The sequence below is a fragment of the Ekhidna sp. ABH4_415 genome, from assembly GCF_056161305.1.
On record NZ_JBSWYW010000007.1, the window covers coordinates 200971 to 217335 of the forward strand.

The 16365-nt window shown below is 41.0% G+C and carries 15 protein-coding genes; 12 read left to right on the top strand and 3 right to left on the bottom strand.

What is annotated here, in order from left to right:
• Position 1: 1 nt before the first annotated feature.
• Both ACXAH9_RS13835 and ACXAH9_RS13840 read left to right on the top strand, forming a co-directional pair.
• Positions 2–697: a porin family protein gene (locus tag ACXAH9_RS13835; RefSeq protein WP_474895445.1), complete on the top strand. Its 696-nt coding sequence runs from the start codon at positions 2–4 to the stop codon at positions 695–697.
• On the top strand, positions 666–1760 hold the full coding sequence (locus ACXAH9_RS13840) for an alkane 1-monooxygenase (RefSeq protein WP_474895446.1): 1095 nt from the start codon (positions 666–668) through the stop codon (positions 1758–1760). Before ACXAH9_RS13835 ends, ACXAH9_RS13840 begins: the two co-directional genes overlap by 32 nt.
• On the opposite strand, the gene ACXAH9_RS13845 is transcribed toward ACXAH9_RS13840, so the two are convergent.
• Positions 1757–4033, bottom strand: a complete 2277-nt coding sequence (locus ACXAH9_RS13845) for a DUF5916 domain-containing protein (RefSeq protein ID WP_474895447.1) — start codon at positions 4031–4033, stop codon at positions 1757–1759. The two genes, ACXAH9_RS13840 and ACXAH9_RS13845, sit on opposite strands and share 4 nt — an antisense overlap.
• A complete protein-coding gene (locus tag ACXAH9_RS13850; RefSeq protein WP_474895448.1) occupies positions 4020–4436 on the bottom strand; it encodes a tellurite resistance TerB family protein in 417 nt (138 codons plus the stop codon). Before ACXAH9_RS13850 ends, ACXAH9_RS13845 begins: the two co-directional genes overlap by 14 nt.
• Positions 4437–4682: 246 nt before the next feature.
• Between ACXAH9_RS13850 and ACXAH9_RS13855 the strand changes: the two genes are divergently transcribed.
• From ACXAH9_RS13855 to ACXAH9_RS13900, 10 genes are all read left to right on the top strand, one after another.
• Positions 4683–6071 (top strand): anthranilate synthase component I family protein, encoded by a 1389-nt coding sequence (locus ACXAH9_RS13855; protein ID WP_474895449.1) that lies wholly within the window; start codon positions 4683–4685, stop codon positions 6069–6071.
• On the top strand, positions 6068–6637 hold the full coding sequence (locus ACXAH9_RS13860; protein ID WP_474895450.1) for an anthranilate synthase component II: 570 nt from the start codon (positions 6068–6070) through the stop codon (positions 6635–6637). The genes ACXAH9_RS13855 and ACXAH9_RS13860 overlap by 4 nt, the downstream gene beginning before the upstream one ends.
• Positions 6634–7626 carry an anthranilate phosphoribosyltransferase gene (gene trpD / locus ACXAH9_RS13865; protein ID WP_474895451.1) on the top strand — a complete coding sequence of 331 codons (993 nt, stop codon included), beginning with the start codon at positions 6634–6636 and terminating at the stop codon, positions 7624–7626. The genes ACXAH9_RS13860 and trpD overlap by 4 nt, the downstream gene beginning before the upstream one ends.
• Positions 7626–8411, top strand: coding sequence for an indole-3-glycerol phosphate synthase TrpC (trpC, locus tag ACXAH9_RS13870; protein ID WP_474895452.1), 786 nt, complete (start codon positions 7626–7628; stop codon positions 8409–8411). The genes trpD and trpC overlap by 1 nt, the downstream gene beginning before the upstream one ends.
• On the top strand, positions 8408–9028 hold the full coding sequence (locus tag ACXAH9_RS13875; RefSeq protein ID WP_474895453.1) for a phosphoribosylanthranilate isomerase: 621 nt from the start codon (positions 8408–8410) through the stop codon (positions 9026–9028). The genes trpC and ACXAH9_RS13875 overlap by 4 nt, the downstream gene beginning before the upstream one ends.
• Positions 9025–10209 carry a tryptophan synthase subunit beta gene (gene trpB, locus ACXAH9_RS13880; RefSeq protein ID WP_474895454.1) on the top strand — a complete coding sequence of 395 codons (1185 nt, stop codon included), beginning with the start codon at positions 9025–9027 and terminating at the stop codon, positions 10207–10209. Before ACXAH9_RS13875 ends, trpB begins: the two co-directional genes overlap by 4 nt.
• Positions 10210–10995: a tryptophan synthase subunit alpha gene (trpA, locus tag ACXAH9_RS13885; RefSeq protein ID WP_474895455.1), complete on the top strand. Its 786-nt coding sequence runs from the start codon at positions 10210–10212 to the stop codon at positions 10993–10995.
• Positions 10992–11999 carry a 3-deoxy-7-phosphoheptulonate synthase gene (gene aroF / locus ACXAH9_RS13890; protein ID WP_474895456.1) on the top strand — a complete coding sequence of 336 codons (1008 nt, stop codon included), beginning with the start codon at positions 10992–10994 and terminating at the stop codon, positions 11997–11999. Before trpA ends, aroF begins: the two co-directional genes overlap by 4 nt.
• Before the next feature lies 1 nt (position 12000).
• Positions 12001–12726: a phenylalanine 4-monooxygenase gene (locus tag ACXAH9_RS13895; protein ID WP_474895457.1), complete on the top strand. Its 726-nt coding sequence runs from the start codon at positions 12001–12003 to the stop codon at positions 12724–12726.
• Positions 12727–13141: 415 nt separating this feature from the next.
• Positions 13142–14623 (top strand): dihydrolipoyl dehydrogenase family protein, encoded by a 1482-nt coding sequence (locus tag ACXAH9_RS13900; RefSeq protein WP_474895458.1) that lies wholly within the window; start codon positions 13142–13144, stop codon positions 14621–14623.
• 28 nt (positions 14624–14651) lie between these two features.
• On the opposite strand, the gene ACXAH9_RS13905 is transcribed toward ACXAH9_RS13900, so the two are convergent.
• A complete protein-coding gene (locus tag ACXAH9_RS13905; RefSeq protein ID WP_474895459.1) occupies positions 14652–16007 on the bottom strand; it encodes a cell envelope integrity TolA family protein in 1356 nt (451 codons plus the stop codon).
• Positions 16008–16365 lie beyond the last annotated feature (358 nt).

Consider the following 16365-nt stretch of genomic DNA (forward strand, 5'->3'; position numbering starts at 1 on the left):
AATGAGGATATTATGGCTGATCTGCACCGCATGCTTGATGCATGTGGGGGTGGCGCAAAAGACATATGTGGGAGCGAAAGCAGGTGGTCATGCATCTTCAGCGTTCATTGAACATACCATTTTTAATACAACTATGAACACCACCTTTTTACCGGGAGTGAATGGTGGTGTTTTTGTTCGTTATTTACCTAAGACTGGTGATTCATTTCTGAACTCAGGCATACAACTGGGCGTCAACTATGTTCAAAAAGGGTGGAAGCAAATTTTCCTCGATATAGAAAATTTACCTGCTTACACTGCCCGGATGAATTATCTGGAAATCCCCCTGGAAGGAATTGGATATTTTGGAGGTAAGAACAAATACTTCATTTCTGCAGGTTTGCATTTGGAGTTCCTGATAAGCCATGATCTGGATCCTGAACCAGCTGATGATAATCGTATTTCTGATTTTTATACCTATGAATCATCCAGAGATCGGGAGGTTGGCTATGGTGCACGACTTGCAGGAGGATTATTTAGAGAGATGTCCATAGGTACAGTGCAAGTGGAAGGATTTTTTAGCTACAGTTTCAGTAACTTTATAGACGCTGGAGATCTTACCACAGAAACACCAGATATATCCAATCATTGGGTAGTAGGATTTACAGTTGGCTATATGGTAGCCTTTGGAAGAGATCAAGAAAATGAAATGGAATAGAAAAAAACTAAGTGCACTGAAGTACATGAATGTGCTGGTGCTGCCATTGCTGGCGTGGATCAGTTTTAATACATATGGCTGGCTTACCTACCTTCCATTGATTGAATCATTCGTTTTTGTACCGCTCCTGGAGCTAGCTTATAAGCCAAACCCGGGAAATCTTACACCAGAAATAGAGGCACAGCGAAAAGACGATCCGATTTATGATTGGCAATTATACATCATGGTTCCTATCCAGTTCGCGCTACTATTTGTATTTCTGTTTTCAATGCAGGAGGTAGGACTTACTTTGGTGGACAGGGTTGGAAGAATCTCCTCGATGGGTTTACTGTGTGGTGTCATAGGGATCAATGTAGCGCATGAACTAGGCCACAGAAAAACTTGGTATGAACAATTGATGGCTAAAGGGCTTTTGCTTACATCTTTGTATATGCACTTTTTTATCGAGCACAACAGGGGTCATCACAAAAATGTGAGCACAAAGGAAGATCCATCCTCCGCTCGTTATGGTGAGATGCTATATGCTTTTTGGATCCGTTCGGTGGTGTTTGCATACATCTCAGCCTGGAAGCTAGAAGCGAAGCGCTTGAGGAAAAAAGGGATACCTGCATTTTCAATACACAGTGAAATGCTTCGATTCCAGTTGATACAAATAGCATTTACAATAGGTATAGGTTTGTTATTTGGATGGACGGTAATGGGTTATTTCTTATTCGCTGCAGTGATTGGCTTTCTACTCCTTGAAACCGTCAATTACATCGAGCATTACGGACTTGAGCGAGATAAGAAAGGCGATGTGTATGAGCGTGTCATGCCTTATCACTCTTGGAATTCTGATCATATGGTAGGTCGAATAATCCTATTTGAACTATCTCGGCATTCTGACCATCATTACATTGCTAGTCGTAAGTATCAGATTCTCAGGCATATTGATGAAAGCCCACAAATGCCAACTGGTTATCCGGGGATGATGATACTAGCTACAATTCCACCACTGTGGTTCGCTATTATGAATCCAAGAATCCGGCGAATAAAAGAAGGGGAATTAGCACAGGCGGCCTAGAGATTGAGCCAATAATTGATTTTAAAAACCAACGCTCTGTTCCTGGTCTGAAAACCATCAATTACATAATTGTCTGTATAAACCAGGAATATGTCGGAAACAGGCTTAAACCTCCATTGGAAACGTGAATTGTGACCTAGATTTTCTGCCTGAGAATTGTACTGAATAAAAGTGGTGAAAAATAGATTATTGGAGAGCGTCAAATCCACACGGGGGCCAATCAGATAAAGATCTGAATCATTATATGGGTCGGGAAGGCTTACGCGATTATATTCTCCATTAAGCTCTATCTGGATTAAAGGAGGCAACCGAAAGGTTAGGCCTAATTCAGCATTAAACCTCTTGCCGTTGAAAAATCCACCGTTACTTATTGAACTTCTTACAATGAAATTTTTTCTTCTGTCTGATCGATAAAAAACCCTGTACCGATACCACTCATGGGTAGTGTTTTCTTGAAGTTCCAGGCCGTCTGATCCTGACGGATCAAATGAAGACGTTAGCGAAACAAAATTCCATCCTGCTCCAAATTCCAAATAGGAGGTATTTAAGAAAGAAAACTTATACTGGATTCCTGCATCATTGTCCAGTCGATCCCATTCGTTAGTAAGCACTCCTCCAAAATCTATTTCGGGACCATGTCTTTGAATGGCACTCCCTTCAGCCGGAAAGATATTGTATTCAGCCCCGAACCCATAGTTAGTTACGCCGGGTCTGGGCACAAACCCTACTTCAGCATTATGATTTTCACCTATTCGCTGGAAGTTAATCCGTGCTCCAAAAGTGGGTTTTCGATACCTCAAAAAGGCTCCTGTAGCATATTTCTCGTCAGTACTTTGGTTGGGATCCAGAGAGCGATGATAAAAGAAGTCACCTTCCCAGCTATTGTCAATATTTGCGAGGTTATAGTCTAACCCGAATACGTAGTTGTACTCACTGAGAGTAATAAGGGTATCTTCAGGCGATAGCTCATTTCCAAATTCATCTTGAAGTGATCCACTTTGAGCTAATGCTGCGGAATCATAAGTTACGGCCGACTCTCCAAGGTTGTTTCTTCCTACGAAAATCGCGCTGAGTCTTGACCGACTAAAAATTTGTCGTTCAATCACGGCCACTGAATAATTTTGAGCAGGTGAGATCTCTTTGGCTGTTTCATCACGGTCTGTAATCATATTGAGTGCACCTACTCTCCATTTACTGCCCAACTTGCCACTCAATCTCGCACCGGCTATAATTGGGACGTTTCTTTGAGTATCGCCAGCCCCCTGAATTCCGATCCGGCGTGAGAAAAAGGGTCTACTTCTGAAAAAACCACCATCAGCAAAAAGATCCTGATTCTCCAGAAAGAACTGCCTTCTCTCCGGAAAAAATAATTCAAATCGCTGCAGGTTGGTTACCTGTCGATCAACTTCTACCTGTGAAAAGTCCGGATTGAAAGTCAAATCAAGGTTCAATGCGCTTGAAACAGCGACCTTAGCGTCAAACCCTGCTTCAATATTGGATTCGGTGGGCTCACCTTCCTCGTGATTTTTACCGACACTAGAGGCTACATATGGAATAACTGATATATTGGTACCAGCAGGCTTTGGAGCTTGGTCCCATAGTAAACGTCCGGAAAAAGTCATGTTACTCATACGATAACCCTGAGGCACCTGAATCCATGCCGTCCGTTCATTACGTTTTAGATTATTCCTAAGCACCTGCATATTCCATTGAGATACATTGTTATATCTAATGGTTTTAAATGGGATGGAAATCTCTACAGACCAAAAGTCTTTGCCTTTATAAACCGCACTAAACCATTTGTTGTCCCAGTCATCTCTTACATCTCCGCCTAGTAACACTAGTCCTTCTCGCTGGACGTTATTTGGTGTTACCTGAAATGAAAATCCATTGGTCTTATCGTTATATGGATCTATATAGATGCCTACATTGTCGTTATTTCCCCATCCGAAATCTCTTCTTCTTGTAGTAGCGATGTATTCTCCATCAAGGTAGTCATAGCAAATTACACCAATGATAATGGCCTTGTCCGTATAAGTAACCATGAATTGTGTGCTGTCCTTTGCTGGCTGATCATCTGTAGGGAACGTCTGATAAAACCCTCCAGCTCTCGGTAGCTCTTGCCATATCGGTTCATCGAGACGTCCATCCAACTGAATGATTCCATCCGCTGCATTAATGACATACTCTACCTGGTCAGGCAGGTTTTGTGCCAGGGAAGATAAGGATGTTAAAAAGCATAATATGTATCCTGCTACTCTAATCTTGTTCATCCATTGGGATTAGATGTTGGTCCGCTATTGACCTTAGGAAGTTTTTGTTAGAGTTGATACTTGGATCTTTGTAGATATAGGCTGATAGATCTGCAATTACACCTGGCTTGTATCCCAAATTCAAAGCCACTTTTTCGCAGAATTTAATTTCATTAGAATGCACCTTTCCATCTGCTTTCATCATGCGAATGATGTTGAATAGGTAATTGAACTTTTCATCAGGCGGAAGGTCCTTTAATTTTGGAATAGGTCGGGGATTGTTGATAATTTCCGCTGTTTTTTCCTCAGAAACACCTAACCCATCTGCGATAAATAAAATCAGGCGGTACTCTTCTTCCGCCACTATATTGTCGGCTTTAGAAAGATGAGCTAGAATACTAATTTGTTCTTCGTGCGATAACATGACGGAAATTTAGTTTAAAAACCTTAATCGTGATAAAACTTCTTCAACCGGTCATAAAAAAAATAACAATTTTCGAGGACTGTTTGTTTTTTACTGGTAAATGCATTTAGCTTAGCGATTCAAATGATTACGACAAATAAATATTGGTGGTGGCATATCGACAATCCTGATTGTTGACGAGCTACTGCTGTGTTTAAAAATATCTAAACCCTGACAGTTATCGTCAGGGTTTTTTTGTTTATAGCCATGAATAAAATACGCATTAAGACACGAGAACGTACGATTTTAGCTGATACGATCACACCGGTAAGCATGTATTTGAAGCTTAGGGATCGTTACGCTAACTCTTTTCTTCTGGAAAGTTCTGACTACCATGGAGCCGAGAATAGCTTTTCATACATCTGCTGTTCACCAATGGCATTTATACGCTTAATGGGAGATACAATTGAACGAAAACTCCCAGGCGGGAAAGTAGAAAAACTTCCCGGTAGGGACCTTAAAAAGGAAATAGAGGGTTTTACTACTTCATTCGACGTAGATCAGTCCGAAGGATTCATAAAATCAGGGCTTTTTGGATATTTCAACTATGACACTAAAGCTGAGTTTGGAGATTTACAGATAAGGCAAAAGGATGATAGCATTCCTCTGGCACAGTATCATTTATTTCAATTTATTATCGCACTGGATCACTTCAAAAATGAGTGCCACATCATAGAGTCGTACGTAGATGAGCCTAATGACGGGCAATTTGAAGAAGTCATATCCCTGATCCAGCAGCGTAATTTGCCGGGATACCCATTCAAAACCATTGGGCAAAAGACCTCAAATAAAACAGATCAGGAATACCTGAAAATGGTTGAGAAGGGGATCCATCACTGCCACGTTGGAGATGTATTTCAGGTTGTGTTATCACGCAATTTCCAGGTGCCCTTTCAGGGAGATGATTTCCAGGTCTACCGAACGCTCAGATCGGTCAATCCCTCACCGTATTTATTCTACTTCGACTATGGTAGTTTTAGATTATTTGGCTCTTCGCCGGAGGCCCAGATTGTGTTAAAAGATGGAAAGGCAGAAATTCATCCGATTGCAGGCACCTTCAGACGCACTGGCAATTATAAGGCTGATTCAGAATTAGCGGAGAAACTGATAGAAGATCCTAAGGAGGATTCAGAACATGTGATGTTGGTAGACCTGGCAAGAAATGATTTGAGCAGAAGCTGCGATAATGTAAAGGTTGAAACTTATAAAGAGGTTCAATACTATTCGCATGTTATCCATCTGGTTTCCAAAGTAACAGGAGAGATAAAAAAGAACTCATCTTTCATGGATATAGTGGCAGACACTTTTCCTGCAGGAACACTCTCAGGAGCTCCAAAAATCAGAGCAATGGAAATCATTGAGGAAAATGAACAAACGCCCAGAGGTTTTTATGGTGGTGCAGTTGGCTTTATGGATTTTGATGGAAATTTCAATCATGCCATCATGATCAGGAGTTTTATGAGTAAGAACAACGTGCTGAAATTTCAAGCGGGAGCAGGTATAGTGGCTCAATCGAAACCTGAAAATGAATTGCAGGAAGTATACAATAAAGTGAGTGCCCTTGAGCATGCAATTAAAGAGGCAGAACAGTTATGAAAGTACTGGTAATAGATAACTACGATTCGTTTACCTACAACCTGGTGCATATCCTAAGGGAATTAGGCATTGAAGAATCCATGAGAGTCGTTCGAAATGATGAATTTGAACTGAATGAAGTTGAATCATTTGATCACATCCTTCTTTCTCCCGGACCCGGTGTACCGAAAAATGCGGGATTGATGCCGAAAGTGATTGAAAGGTATGCCCCATCTAAGAATATTTTGGGCGTATGCCTGGGGCATCAGGCTATAGGGGAGGCTTTCGGAGCACAGCTATTCAATCTTCCTCAGGTATTTCATGGTATGGTAACACCTGTGGAAATAACAGAAAATGATGAACTGTTTGAAGGACTTCCCAACAAATTCAACGTATGTAGGTATCACTCCTGGGTGATAGAAAAAGGGACATTGCCGAAATCGTTGAAAGTCACAAGCGTAGCTGAAAATGGAAACATCATGTCAATCAAGCATGAGCAATATGATGTTCGTGGAGTGCAATTCCATCCGGAATCAATCATGACAGAATATGGTAAACAGCTGATGAAAAACTGGTTGGAATTATGAAAGAAATACTAAATAGACTTATAAATAATCAGACACTTTCACGCGAAGAGGCGAAAGAAGTGCTGACAGGATTAGCGACGGGACAATATAATAAAAGCCAGGTCGCGGCTTTTCTAACCGTGTACTTGATGCGTGCAATCCGTGTTCAGGAGTTGGAAGGTTTCAGAGACGCGATGTTGGAGCTATGCAATCCTGTTGACTTGGACGGGTACAATGCGATAGATGTGTGTGGAACAGGTGGAGATGGAAAGAATACATTCAACATCTCAACGATTTCTTCCTTTATAGTTGCAGGAGCAGGAGTGAATGTGGCTAAACACGGAAACTATGGTGTTTCCTCGGTAAGCGGTTCATCCAATGTGTTGGAATATTTAGGTGTAAAATTTTCCGGGGATGCGGATCAGATGAAAAAGTCCATGGATGCCTCAGGTATCTGTTTCATGCATGCGCCGCTTTTTCACCCAGCCATGAAAAATGTAGGCCCCATTCGTAAGGAACTGGGAGTAAAAACCTTTTTCAATATGTTGGGGCCGATGGTCAACCCGGCATTCCCACCTAATCAACTTGTTGGAGTTTTCAGTCTCGAGTTGGCTCGTTTGTATGGGTATCTGTATCAAAATACAGACAAATACTTTTCTATCGTGCATTCCCTGGATGGATACGATGAAGTTTCTCTGACCAGCGATTTCAAGTTGATATCAAACCAAACAGAGGAACTTGTATCAGCGAATGATTTAGGATTTGAAGAATTGCAACAGGAACAGCTTCATGGAGGTGAAACAATTGAAGAAGCTGCAGGTATTTTCAATAAAATTTTAGTGTTAGATGGATCTGAAGCGCAAAATAATGCTGTGCTGGCCAATGCCGGATTAGCTATAGCTACAGTAAAACAAACACCTATTACAAATGGTATAGAAGAGGCAAAAGCGTCGCTTGAAAGTGGCAAAGCCCTTCAGTCTTTCAAAAACTTTTTAAGTATCAATAGCTAATGGATATTCTTGCAGAAATAGTAGCAAATAAGCGCAAAGAAGTAGCATCTAGCAAAGAACTCTACCCAGTCAAACTTCTCGAACAAAGTATTTATTTTGAAGGTCAACCGGTTTCTCTAAGGAGATACCTGCAACGCCCGGATAAATCAGGAATCATTGCAGAGATTAAGCGAAAATCACCATCCAAAGGGATTATAAATGGACATGTCTCAGTAGAACGAACATCTATTGGATATATGCAGGCAGGTGCTTCCGGATTGTCTGTCCTTACTGATAAGAAATATTTTGGTGGGTCATCCGAAGATCTGAAAGTGGCCCGATCCTTCAATTTCTGCCCGATCCTTCGCAAGGATTTTATGATTGATGAGTATCAAGTGGTTGAAGCAAAATCCTTGGGTGCGGATGTGATCTTATTAATAGCAGCCGTGTTGGATAAGGAAGAAATTGAAAAGCTGGGATCCCTGGCTCAAAGTTTAGGTATGGAAGTATTGCTGGAGGTACACAATGAAGATGAACTGACTAATAGCATCACGGATAAAGTGGATTTGATCGGTGTGAATAATAGAGACCTGAAAACATTCGAAACAAATGTCCAGAATTCAAAAGATCTGGCTGAAAAAATCCCCGGAGATTTCATCAAGGTTTCTGAAAGTGGGCTTTCAAAACCAGAAACGGTTTTAGAACTCAAAGAATATGGATTTGAAGGATTTTTGATAGGGGAGACCTTCATGCAAACCGGTCGGCCCGAAAAAGCGGCAAAAGAATTTATAAGGCAATTGTCATGAGTGAATTGAAACTAAAGGTCTGTGGCATGCGAGACCCTGATAACATTCAGGGCTTGATTGAAATCAAGCCAGACTTTATTGGATTTATTTTTTATCCAAAATCACCAAGGTATGTGGGTGAAATGGACGAGGATTTTGTCATGCGGATACCTCTCAGTATTCATAAAGTAGGTGTATTTGTTAATGAAACCAGTGAACGAATCCTTTCACAATCAGATAAATATGGGTTGGAGTACATTCAACTTCATGGAGATGAAGACTTGAATTTCGCCAAACATCTTAAGGAAAATGGTTTGAAGATCATTAAAGTATTCAGAGTGATGGACACCATTCCCTTTGTCGCAAAACAGTACCAAGGGGTAGCTGATTACTTACTGTTCGATTCAGCAACTATAAACTATGGTGGTTCTGGACGTCATTTCGACTGGAATATTTTGAGAAACTATAATCTGGATATTCCTTTTTTACTAAGTGGTGGAGTGCAATTGGAAGACGTTGAAAAAATCAAGGCTATGGAGATTGATCAGCTGGTTGGTATTGATGTGAACAGCCGATTCGAGATTGAACCTGCGATGAAAGATCTGGAAAAATTACGTGAGCTAAAGGCAGAGTTATGAGTAAGTACAGTGTGAATGATAAGGGATACTATGGAAAGTTTGGAGGAGCTTACATTCCGGAGATGCTCTTTCCAAATGTGGAGGAACTTCGAGAAAACTACCTGAAGATCATTCAATCAGAGGGTTTCAAAAACGAATTTGATCACCTGCTGCAAACGTATGTAGGCAGACCAACTCCTTTGTATTTTGCTTCCAGGATATCAGAGAAGTACAATACTAAAATTTATCTAAAGCGTGAAGATCTCTGCCACACCGGGGCGCACAAGGTGAATAATACAATCGGGCAGATATTACTAGCCAAACGATTGGGTAAATCCAGGATCATAGCAGAGACTGGGGCGGGACAGCATGGAGTAGCTACAGCAACTGTTTGTGCCTTGATGGGCATGGAGTGTGTGGTGTATATGGGTGAAATAGACATGGCAAGGCAAAAGCCCAATGTGGAGCGGATGAAAATACTGGGTGCTGAGGTGAAACCTGCAAGCTCTGGAAGTAAGACACTAAAAGATGCTACCAATGAAGCCATGCGCCACTGGATTAACAATCCTACTGACACCCATTACATTATAGGCTCAGTCGTAGGACCGCATCCATACCCCGATATGGTTGCCCGGTTACAATCGGTGATTAGTGAGGAAATGAGTCATCAACTTCAGGAAGTTGAAGGGCGTAACTCCCCGGACTATGTAATTGCCTGTGTGGGAGGAGGTAGTAATGCAGCCGGAGCATTCTATCACTTTTTAGAAGATGAATCTGTTAGTCTCATTGCGGCTGAGGCCGCTGGACATGGGATAATGTCAGGAAAATCAGCCGCTACAACGACTCTAGGGAAGCCGGGGGTGCTTCATGGAAGTAAAACGCTATTGATGCAAACAGATGATGGCCAGGTGGTGGAGCCATACAGTATTTCTGCAGGACTTGATTATCCTGGGATAGGCCCCATACATGCTCACCTCTTTGATGCGGGTCGGGCAGAATTCTTCGGCATAACCGATGAGGAAGCCATGCTGGCAGGAGTTGAACTAAGCAAGCTGGAGGGCATTATCCCTGCAATTGAATCTGCGCATGCTTTGGCTGTTTTTGGGAACAGACAGTTTGAGAAAGATGAGGTGGTTGTAGTGAATTTATCTGGAAGAGGAGATAAGGATCTCGAGACGTATATAAAATGGGGGAAGTACTAAATGAGCCATTTAGGAACTATGAATCGAATTGATCAAACATTTAAGGAAAAGAAAGACGTTCTGAATGTCTACTTCACGGCAGGTTATCCAAATCTGGATGATACAATTAGGATAGCCAATGTATTGGAAAAAGCAGGTGCAGATATGCTAGAAATTGGGATGCCTTTTTCTGATCCTGTCGCAGATGGCCCCACGATTCAGGACAGCTCACAAAAAGCGTTGGAGAATGGCATGACCATAGTGAAGCTTTTCGAGCAGCTTGAAACACTTCGTGATCATGTTTCTATCCCAGTACTTTTAATGGGGTATGTAAATCCGATCATTCAATTTGGCATTGGTCGATTCTGTGATAAGTGTGCTGAAGTAGGAGTAGATGGCGTAATTATTCCGGATTTGCCTATGAAGGAATATCTTGAGTTTTATCAGGGAAACTTCAAAGAAAAGGGTATTCACAATATTTTTCTCATAAGTCCAAATACCTCAGAAGAACGCATTCGACTCATTGATGAAGAGTCCGGCGGATTCATTTATGTGGTTTCATCTTCCAGCATCACCGGAGCTAAAAAAGGGATTCAGGAAGGCCAGTTAGCATATTATCAATGCATTCAATCAATGAGTCTGAAAAACCCACAATTGATTGGTTTTGGGATATCAGATAAAGAAACATTTTATACAGCATGTAATTATTCAAATGGAGCAATTATTGGAAGTGCCTTCATAAGGCAGCTTAATGAAGATTCGTCTGAAGAAGCAATAAAGAAATTTGTAAAAGGAATCAAAGGATGATCATACAATTAGAAAAAGGCGTCAACGGAGAGGTATTAGAAGCTGTAGAAAAAGAGCTTAAATCGCTGAAATACAAAACAACTCATGTCCAGACTCAATACGGAAGCTATTTAGTTGGGACAGGAAAGAAACCTTTCGATATACGAAAAATAGGTCATCTACAAGGAATCAAGGACATTCACGTTGTTTCCGATGACTATAAGCTGGTCTCAGCCAAATGGAAAGTTAATCCCACGGTCATTGATTTAGGGGACGATGTGAAAATCGGTGGAGGACATTTTTCATTAATGGCTGGTCCATGCAGCATTGAGGGTGAGGAGAATATCATGGATACAATCGCTTTCCTGAAAGCCAACAATATCAAAATCATGCGTGGAGGTGTTTACAAACCACGGAGTTCTCCTTATTCCTTCCGAGGTTTAGGTATTGATGGACTGAAGCTGTGGTATAAGTTGGCGAAAGAAAACGGGATTAAGATCATTTCAGAGGTGATGCAGGTATCGCAGATTGAAGCGATGCATGATTATGTAGATATATTCCAGGTAGGAGCCAGAAACACGCAAAACTTTAACCTGCTGGATGAGCTTGGCAAAGTGGATAAACCTGTGCTTTTGAAGCGAGGTATTTCAGGAACAATTGATGAACTGCTACAAAGTGCTGAGTATATTTTCTCTGGCGGTAATGAACGGTTGCTGTTGTGCGAAAGAGGAATTCGAACCTATGAAAAAGCATCTCGGAATACTTTTGATATTAATGCTATTCCTATCCTAAAAGAGAAGTCTCATCTTCCTGTGATTGCCGACCCATCTCATGGCATTGGGATTAGGGATCATGTTGGATCTGTAGCGATGGCTTCAACTGTTGCTGGTGCGGATGGCGTAATCTTTGAAACGCATTGTCGCCCTGAGGAGGCCTTTTCGGATGGACAGCAAACGCTGGACTATGATGAAGCAACCAAGTTGATTGAGAAATTGAGATTATTGAGTAATACGATAGCTAGCTAGTATGAGACAGATTTATGATAACTATACTCAGGAGGACTTTGAGGTCTGGAAGATTCTGTTTGATCGTCAAATGAAGCAGTTTCCAACTCACGCTTGCGAAGCTTATCGCGAAGGCTTGCGAATTGCCAATTTTGAAACAGGGCTTATTCCTGATTTTAAGGAGACCAATCAGATTCTGCAAGAAACGACCGGCTGGCAGTTGGCCGTAGTTCCTGGTATTGTACCCGATTACACTTTTTTTGAGTTGATGGCTAATCGGCGTTTTCCTGCCACCACTTGGTTAAGGAAGATGAAAGAGCTGGATTACCTGGAGGAACCAGATATGTTTCACGATGTATTTGCGCACGTTCCACTGCTCACCAATCAGCACTTTGTAAACTTTCTGGAAGAGCTCAGTAAGATTGGATTACAGTATGTTGGCAATGATCACGCCATACAGCTGCTGTCTCGGGTATATTGGTTTACTGTAGAATTTGGTTTAATACAGGAACAAGATGGACTTAGAATATATGGCGCGGGTATTCTGTCATCTGCGGGTGAGACCCAATTTTCATTGAGTGATGAACCACCAAAGCATGAGTTTAGCATCGATCACATGCTAAATACGCCTTATCGAAAAGACGTATTTCAAACGGAGTATTTCATAACAGAATCTTATGAACAGCTATATAATTCCATTCCAGAGATTAAAAAACTGCTTGCTGATAAGCTGGAGGCAGTAGCCTGATGGATGTGGATAACTAGGTGGAAAACAGTGGCAAAACTTGTTGAAAACTAGAGGGTTATATTTTTTGGAGATGTAAAGTTATGGTCTACATTAGTATCATCAAACAAGGGATAAGAAACTGAAACCAACGGTTTCCAGTCAGACAAAGGGAAGTTGATTTTAAGTTTGGCTTGGATCAACGAAGTTTGAATGACTGTCAAAGAAAAGCGGCTGTAGGGGCAACCCTATATAGCGCATCCGAGAGGAATCTGAACAGTAGTTTGAAATATTGCAGTTGCTACGGCAGTTGCAGTATTGGAAGGGTGAAAATCGGTCACGATTCTTCACCCTTTTTGTTTTAATTCATACTACGTATTTCTTCGGATTCATTAAATCATTCAAATCCTTATCTTTAGGGAAACAATCGCCTAGCCAAATGAAGAAATTTGACGTCTGTGTCATAGGTGGTGGACCTGCTGGATATGCAGCTGCCATGAGAGCTATTGATTTCGGTAAACGTGTCGCACTGATAGAAAAAGATAAATTGGGCGGAGCTGGTATTCATCAGGGAGCGCTTTGGAGTAAAACCTGGTGGGAAATATCCAGAGAAGCGCGAATGATCAATCTCCATGGAAACGCTCTAAATGTTAACAACACCGAATTTAGCTTTGAAAGGGTGAAAAATGAAGTTTCTCAAGCTGTAGAGCAAAGAGTAAATCTGCTCACACACCATATGGAGAACATCAACCTGGGATTAGGAGATGAACTTTTTGAGTACATCCATGGAACAGGGAAGGTCACAGGGAAGAATACAGTAGATATTACGGGTAATGGGCAGGATCAAACGATCGAAGCGGATTACATTATACTCGCTACAGGTAGCGTGCCCCGAAAACTGCCACATTTACCGATAGATGAAGAAATCGTTTTTACTTCAGACGGTTTAAACAACCTTACTACATTCCCTAAATCAATAGTAATCGTTGGTGCAGGAGTGATTGGTTGTGAGTTCGCAACCATTTTTTCAAACTTCGGCCATACCAAAGTTCATCTGATTGATAAAGGAGATCGTATTCTACCTTTTGAGGATGAGGATGTGGTTAAGGTGATCGAAAAGAACCTGGAAGCGAAAGGAGTGCTCATTCATCGCAATTCAAGACTCATTGAAATGAGGGTGGATGAAGGGGAGGTAGTATACATTCTTGAGTATAATGACGGGAGTAAAGAAAGTTTCCGTGTCGAAAAAGCGCTTGTTTCGATAGGGCGTATTCCTCAATACGATCAGTTACTGGATGAAAATCTTGGCGTTGAAGTAGATGACAGGGGAATAAAAGATGATTTGACACAAACCTCCGTTTCAAATATTTATGCAGTTGGAGATATTACAGCGGACATTTCGTTAGTGAATGTAGGAGAATTAGAAGGCCGATATGCGGTTGAGCGAATATTTGGAAAGCCTGAGCAGCCTTTGATTTACAAAAACATTTCATCAATTATGTTTCTGGATCCTGAAATAGCTGGAGTGGGGATGAATGAGATACAAGCCAAGGCGACTGGATTAGAATACAAGATAGTTAGCTTAAATTATGAAACCATCCCACGGGCAACTGCGATGAGAAACACAGAGGGATTCATTAAAGTATTGGTCACTAATGACGATGCAATGAATATTCTGGGTATGCGTGTGGTAGGAGAACACGCATCCAGTGCCATACAGGCTGTAGCATTATTAATTTCTCAGGATAAAAGCATAAAAGAACTAGCTGAATTGATACATCCCCACCCTTCGATTATAGAAGGGATTCAGGAATGTGGTAGAATTCTAATGGGCAAACCACTATTTAAACCAAGAGTACTTAGAAGTGCCATCAGGTGTCAGGTTTGGGATGGCAAAGGGTATAAGGATCAGGTTGGATAAAAAAAGGAGCCTGAAAGACTCCTTTAGCTTAATTCGAGAAATTATTATTAGTAGATGTTAACTGCTTTGCCATGGCGGCACCAATCAAAGACTCTAATGGAGTGCTTCCTTTCTCTTCCCCTCCAATAATCATGGTCTGAGGGAATGTAAGCTTACTCAACTCTGCTGCAACGCCCACTGCTGTTTTATATTCCCACTCTGCTCTTTCTTGCGGTGTTAGGCCGGCTGTAACAAGCTTCGCGTTTTCATAAGCTTTAGCATCTGCAGATACCTTCTTCTGCTGTGCTTTGAGTCGTTCGGTTTCCAGAGCAATGGCAGCCAATTCCTTATTGGTTCGCTCTTGCTTCAACTTTGTCTCTATGGCTATCAGTTGCTTTACCTGCTCTTTTTCCTGGTTCACACGTTCGGCTGCTTTGTCTCGCTCACCTTCCGCGATAATTCGCGCTTGTGCTGCTTTTGCGGTTTCTACTTTTTGCTGCTCTATCTGCCGTTTGGCTGACTCGTCACGCTGTGCTTCCAGACGCTGCTTAAATATTGGCTCCAAAATCACATCGTCCACAATGACCTGAGAGACAATGATGTTATTCTCGGTCAATTCGTGAGGAATTCGCTTAGGCAATCCATTTTCAAGAACAAGCTCTACGGTATATCGTGTACGAATCTCCTTTATTTCTCTTGATGATTCGGTTCTTTGAATGTCAGCGTACACTGTATCCTTATGCTCAATTTTAATAACGGCATACGCACCATCTTTTAGTTGCTCATCCAATGTTTGACGGAAGCTTTGCGCTTCTCCGGATATATAATCTTGAGCTGCATACATATAACCTGTGTTGTTTGTTTGTTCGCGAATCGTAGGGATAAGTGTGTTTTGCACAAGATTATCCATCGTACGATACTTAATAGCCAAGGTGATGAAATCTTCTTCATTTGTTGGTAGCTGGAATCTTCCAGAAATTTTTACTTCAGCAGTTACCTGATCAATGAAGCGAATAGGGATGGGATCCATTAAGCCTTCTATGTCCTTAATTTCGTCACCATCTTCAACCACCTTCACATCTATGTATTTCTGCCATGGAACCACTTTGGCAAATCCTCGCCATTTAATTCCCTGATTCATAACAACATCACTGTGTCCGGTAGGGTAAACCAAAAAGTATTGATAGCCAGGTTCAGCCCAAAAGAAGAGATAGGGCAACATAGTCACCATAAATCCTACCCCTGCGATAAAGAGTGAGATTTTCTTAGTGAACATTAAAAGGAATGGAGGTGCCTTTCGTCTAATTAGCACTCCGTCCTCAATGATGTCTTGCTCACTGAGCTGGGGACGGAAATACAACATGAATAATCCAAAAAGGATGATAAGAATACCAAGTAAGATCATAGGTTTTCAAATTTTAAGGTGAAACATTGATTTAAAAAATTGTATAGTTGCATTTACAAATACATAAATAATAAAACGTATATAATTTTATAAAGGTTACAAAAACAATAATAAATACTATTTTAATTCATAAAAATGATATATAATTATGATTAAGAGCATGGTGACGATATATTATTGTTTGATTTTCATGTAGAATTCAATTGTATTATTTCCGAATAGATAACTTATTGCAAATAAGAAAAATTAATATTTGTCTTTGCGATTATATAATGTTTCTGTGTGTTAGTTTTTAGATATAGAATATGTTCAGATGTTATTTTCTTCCTGATTTACAGTATCTTAACTAACCATATAA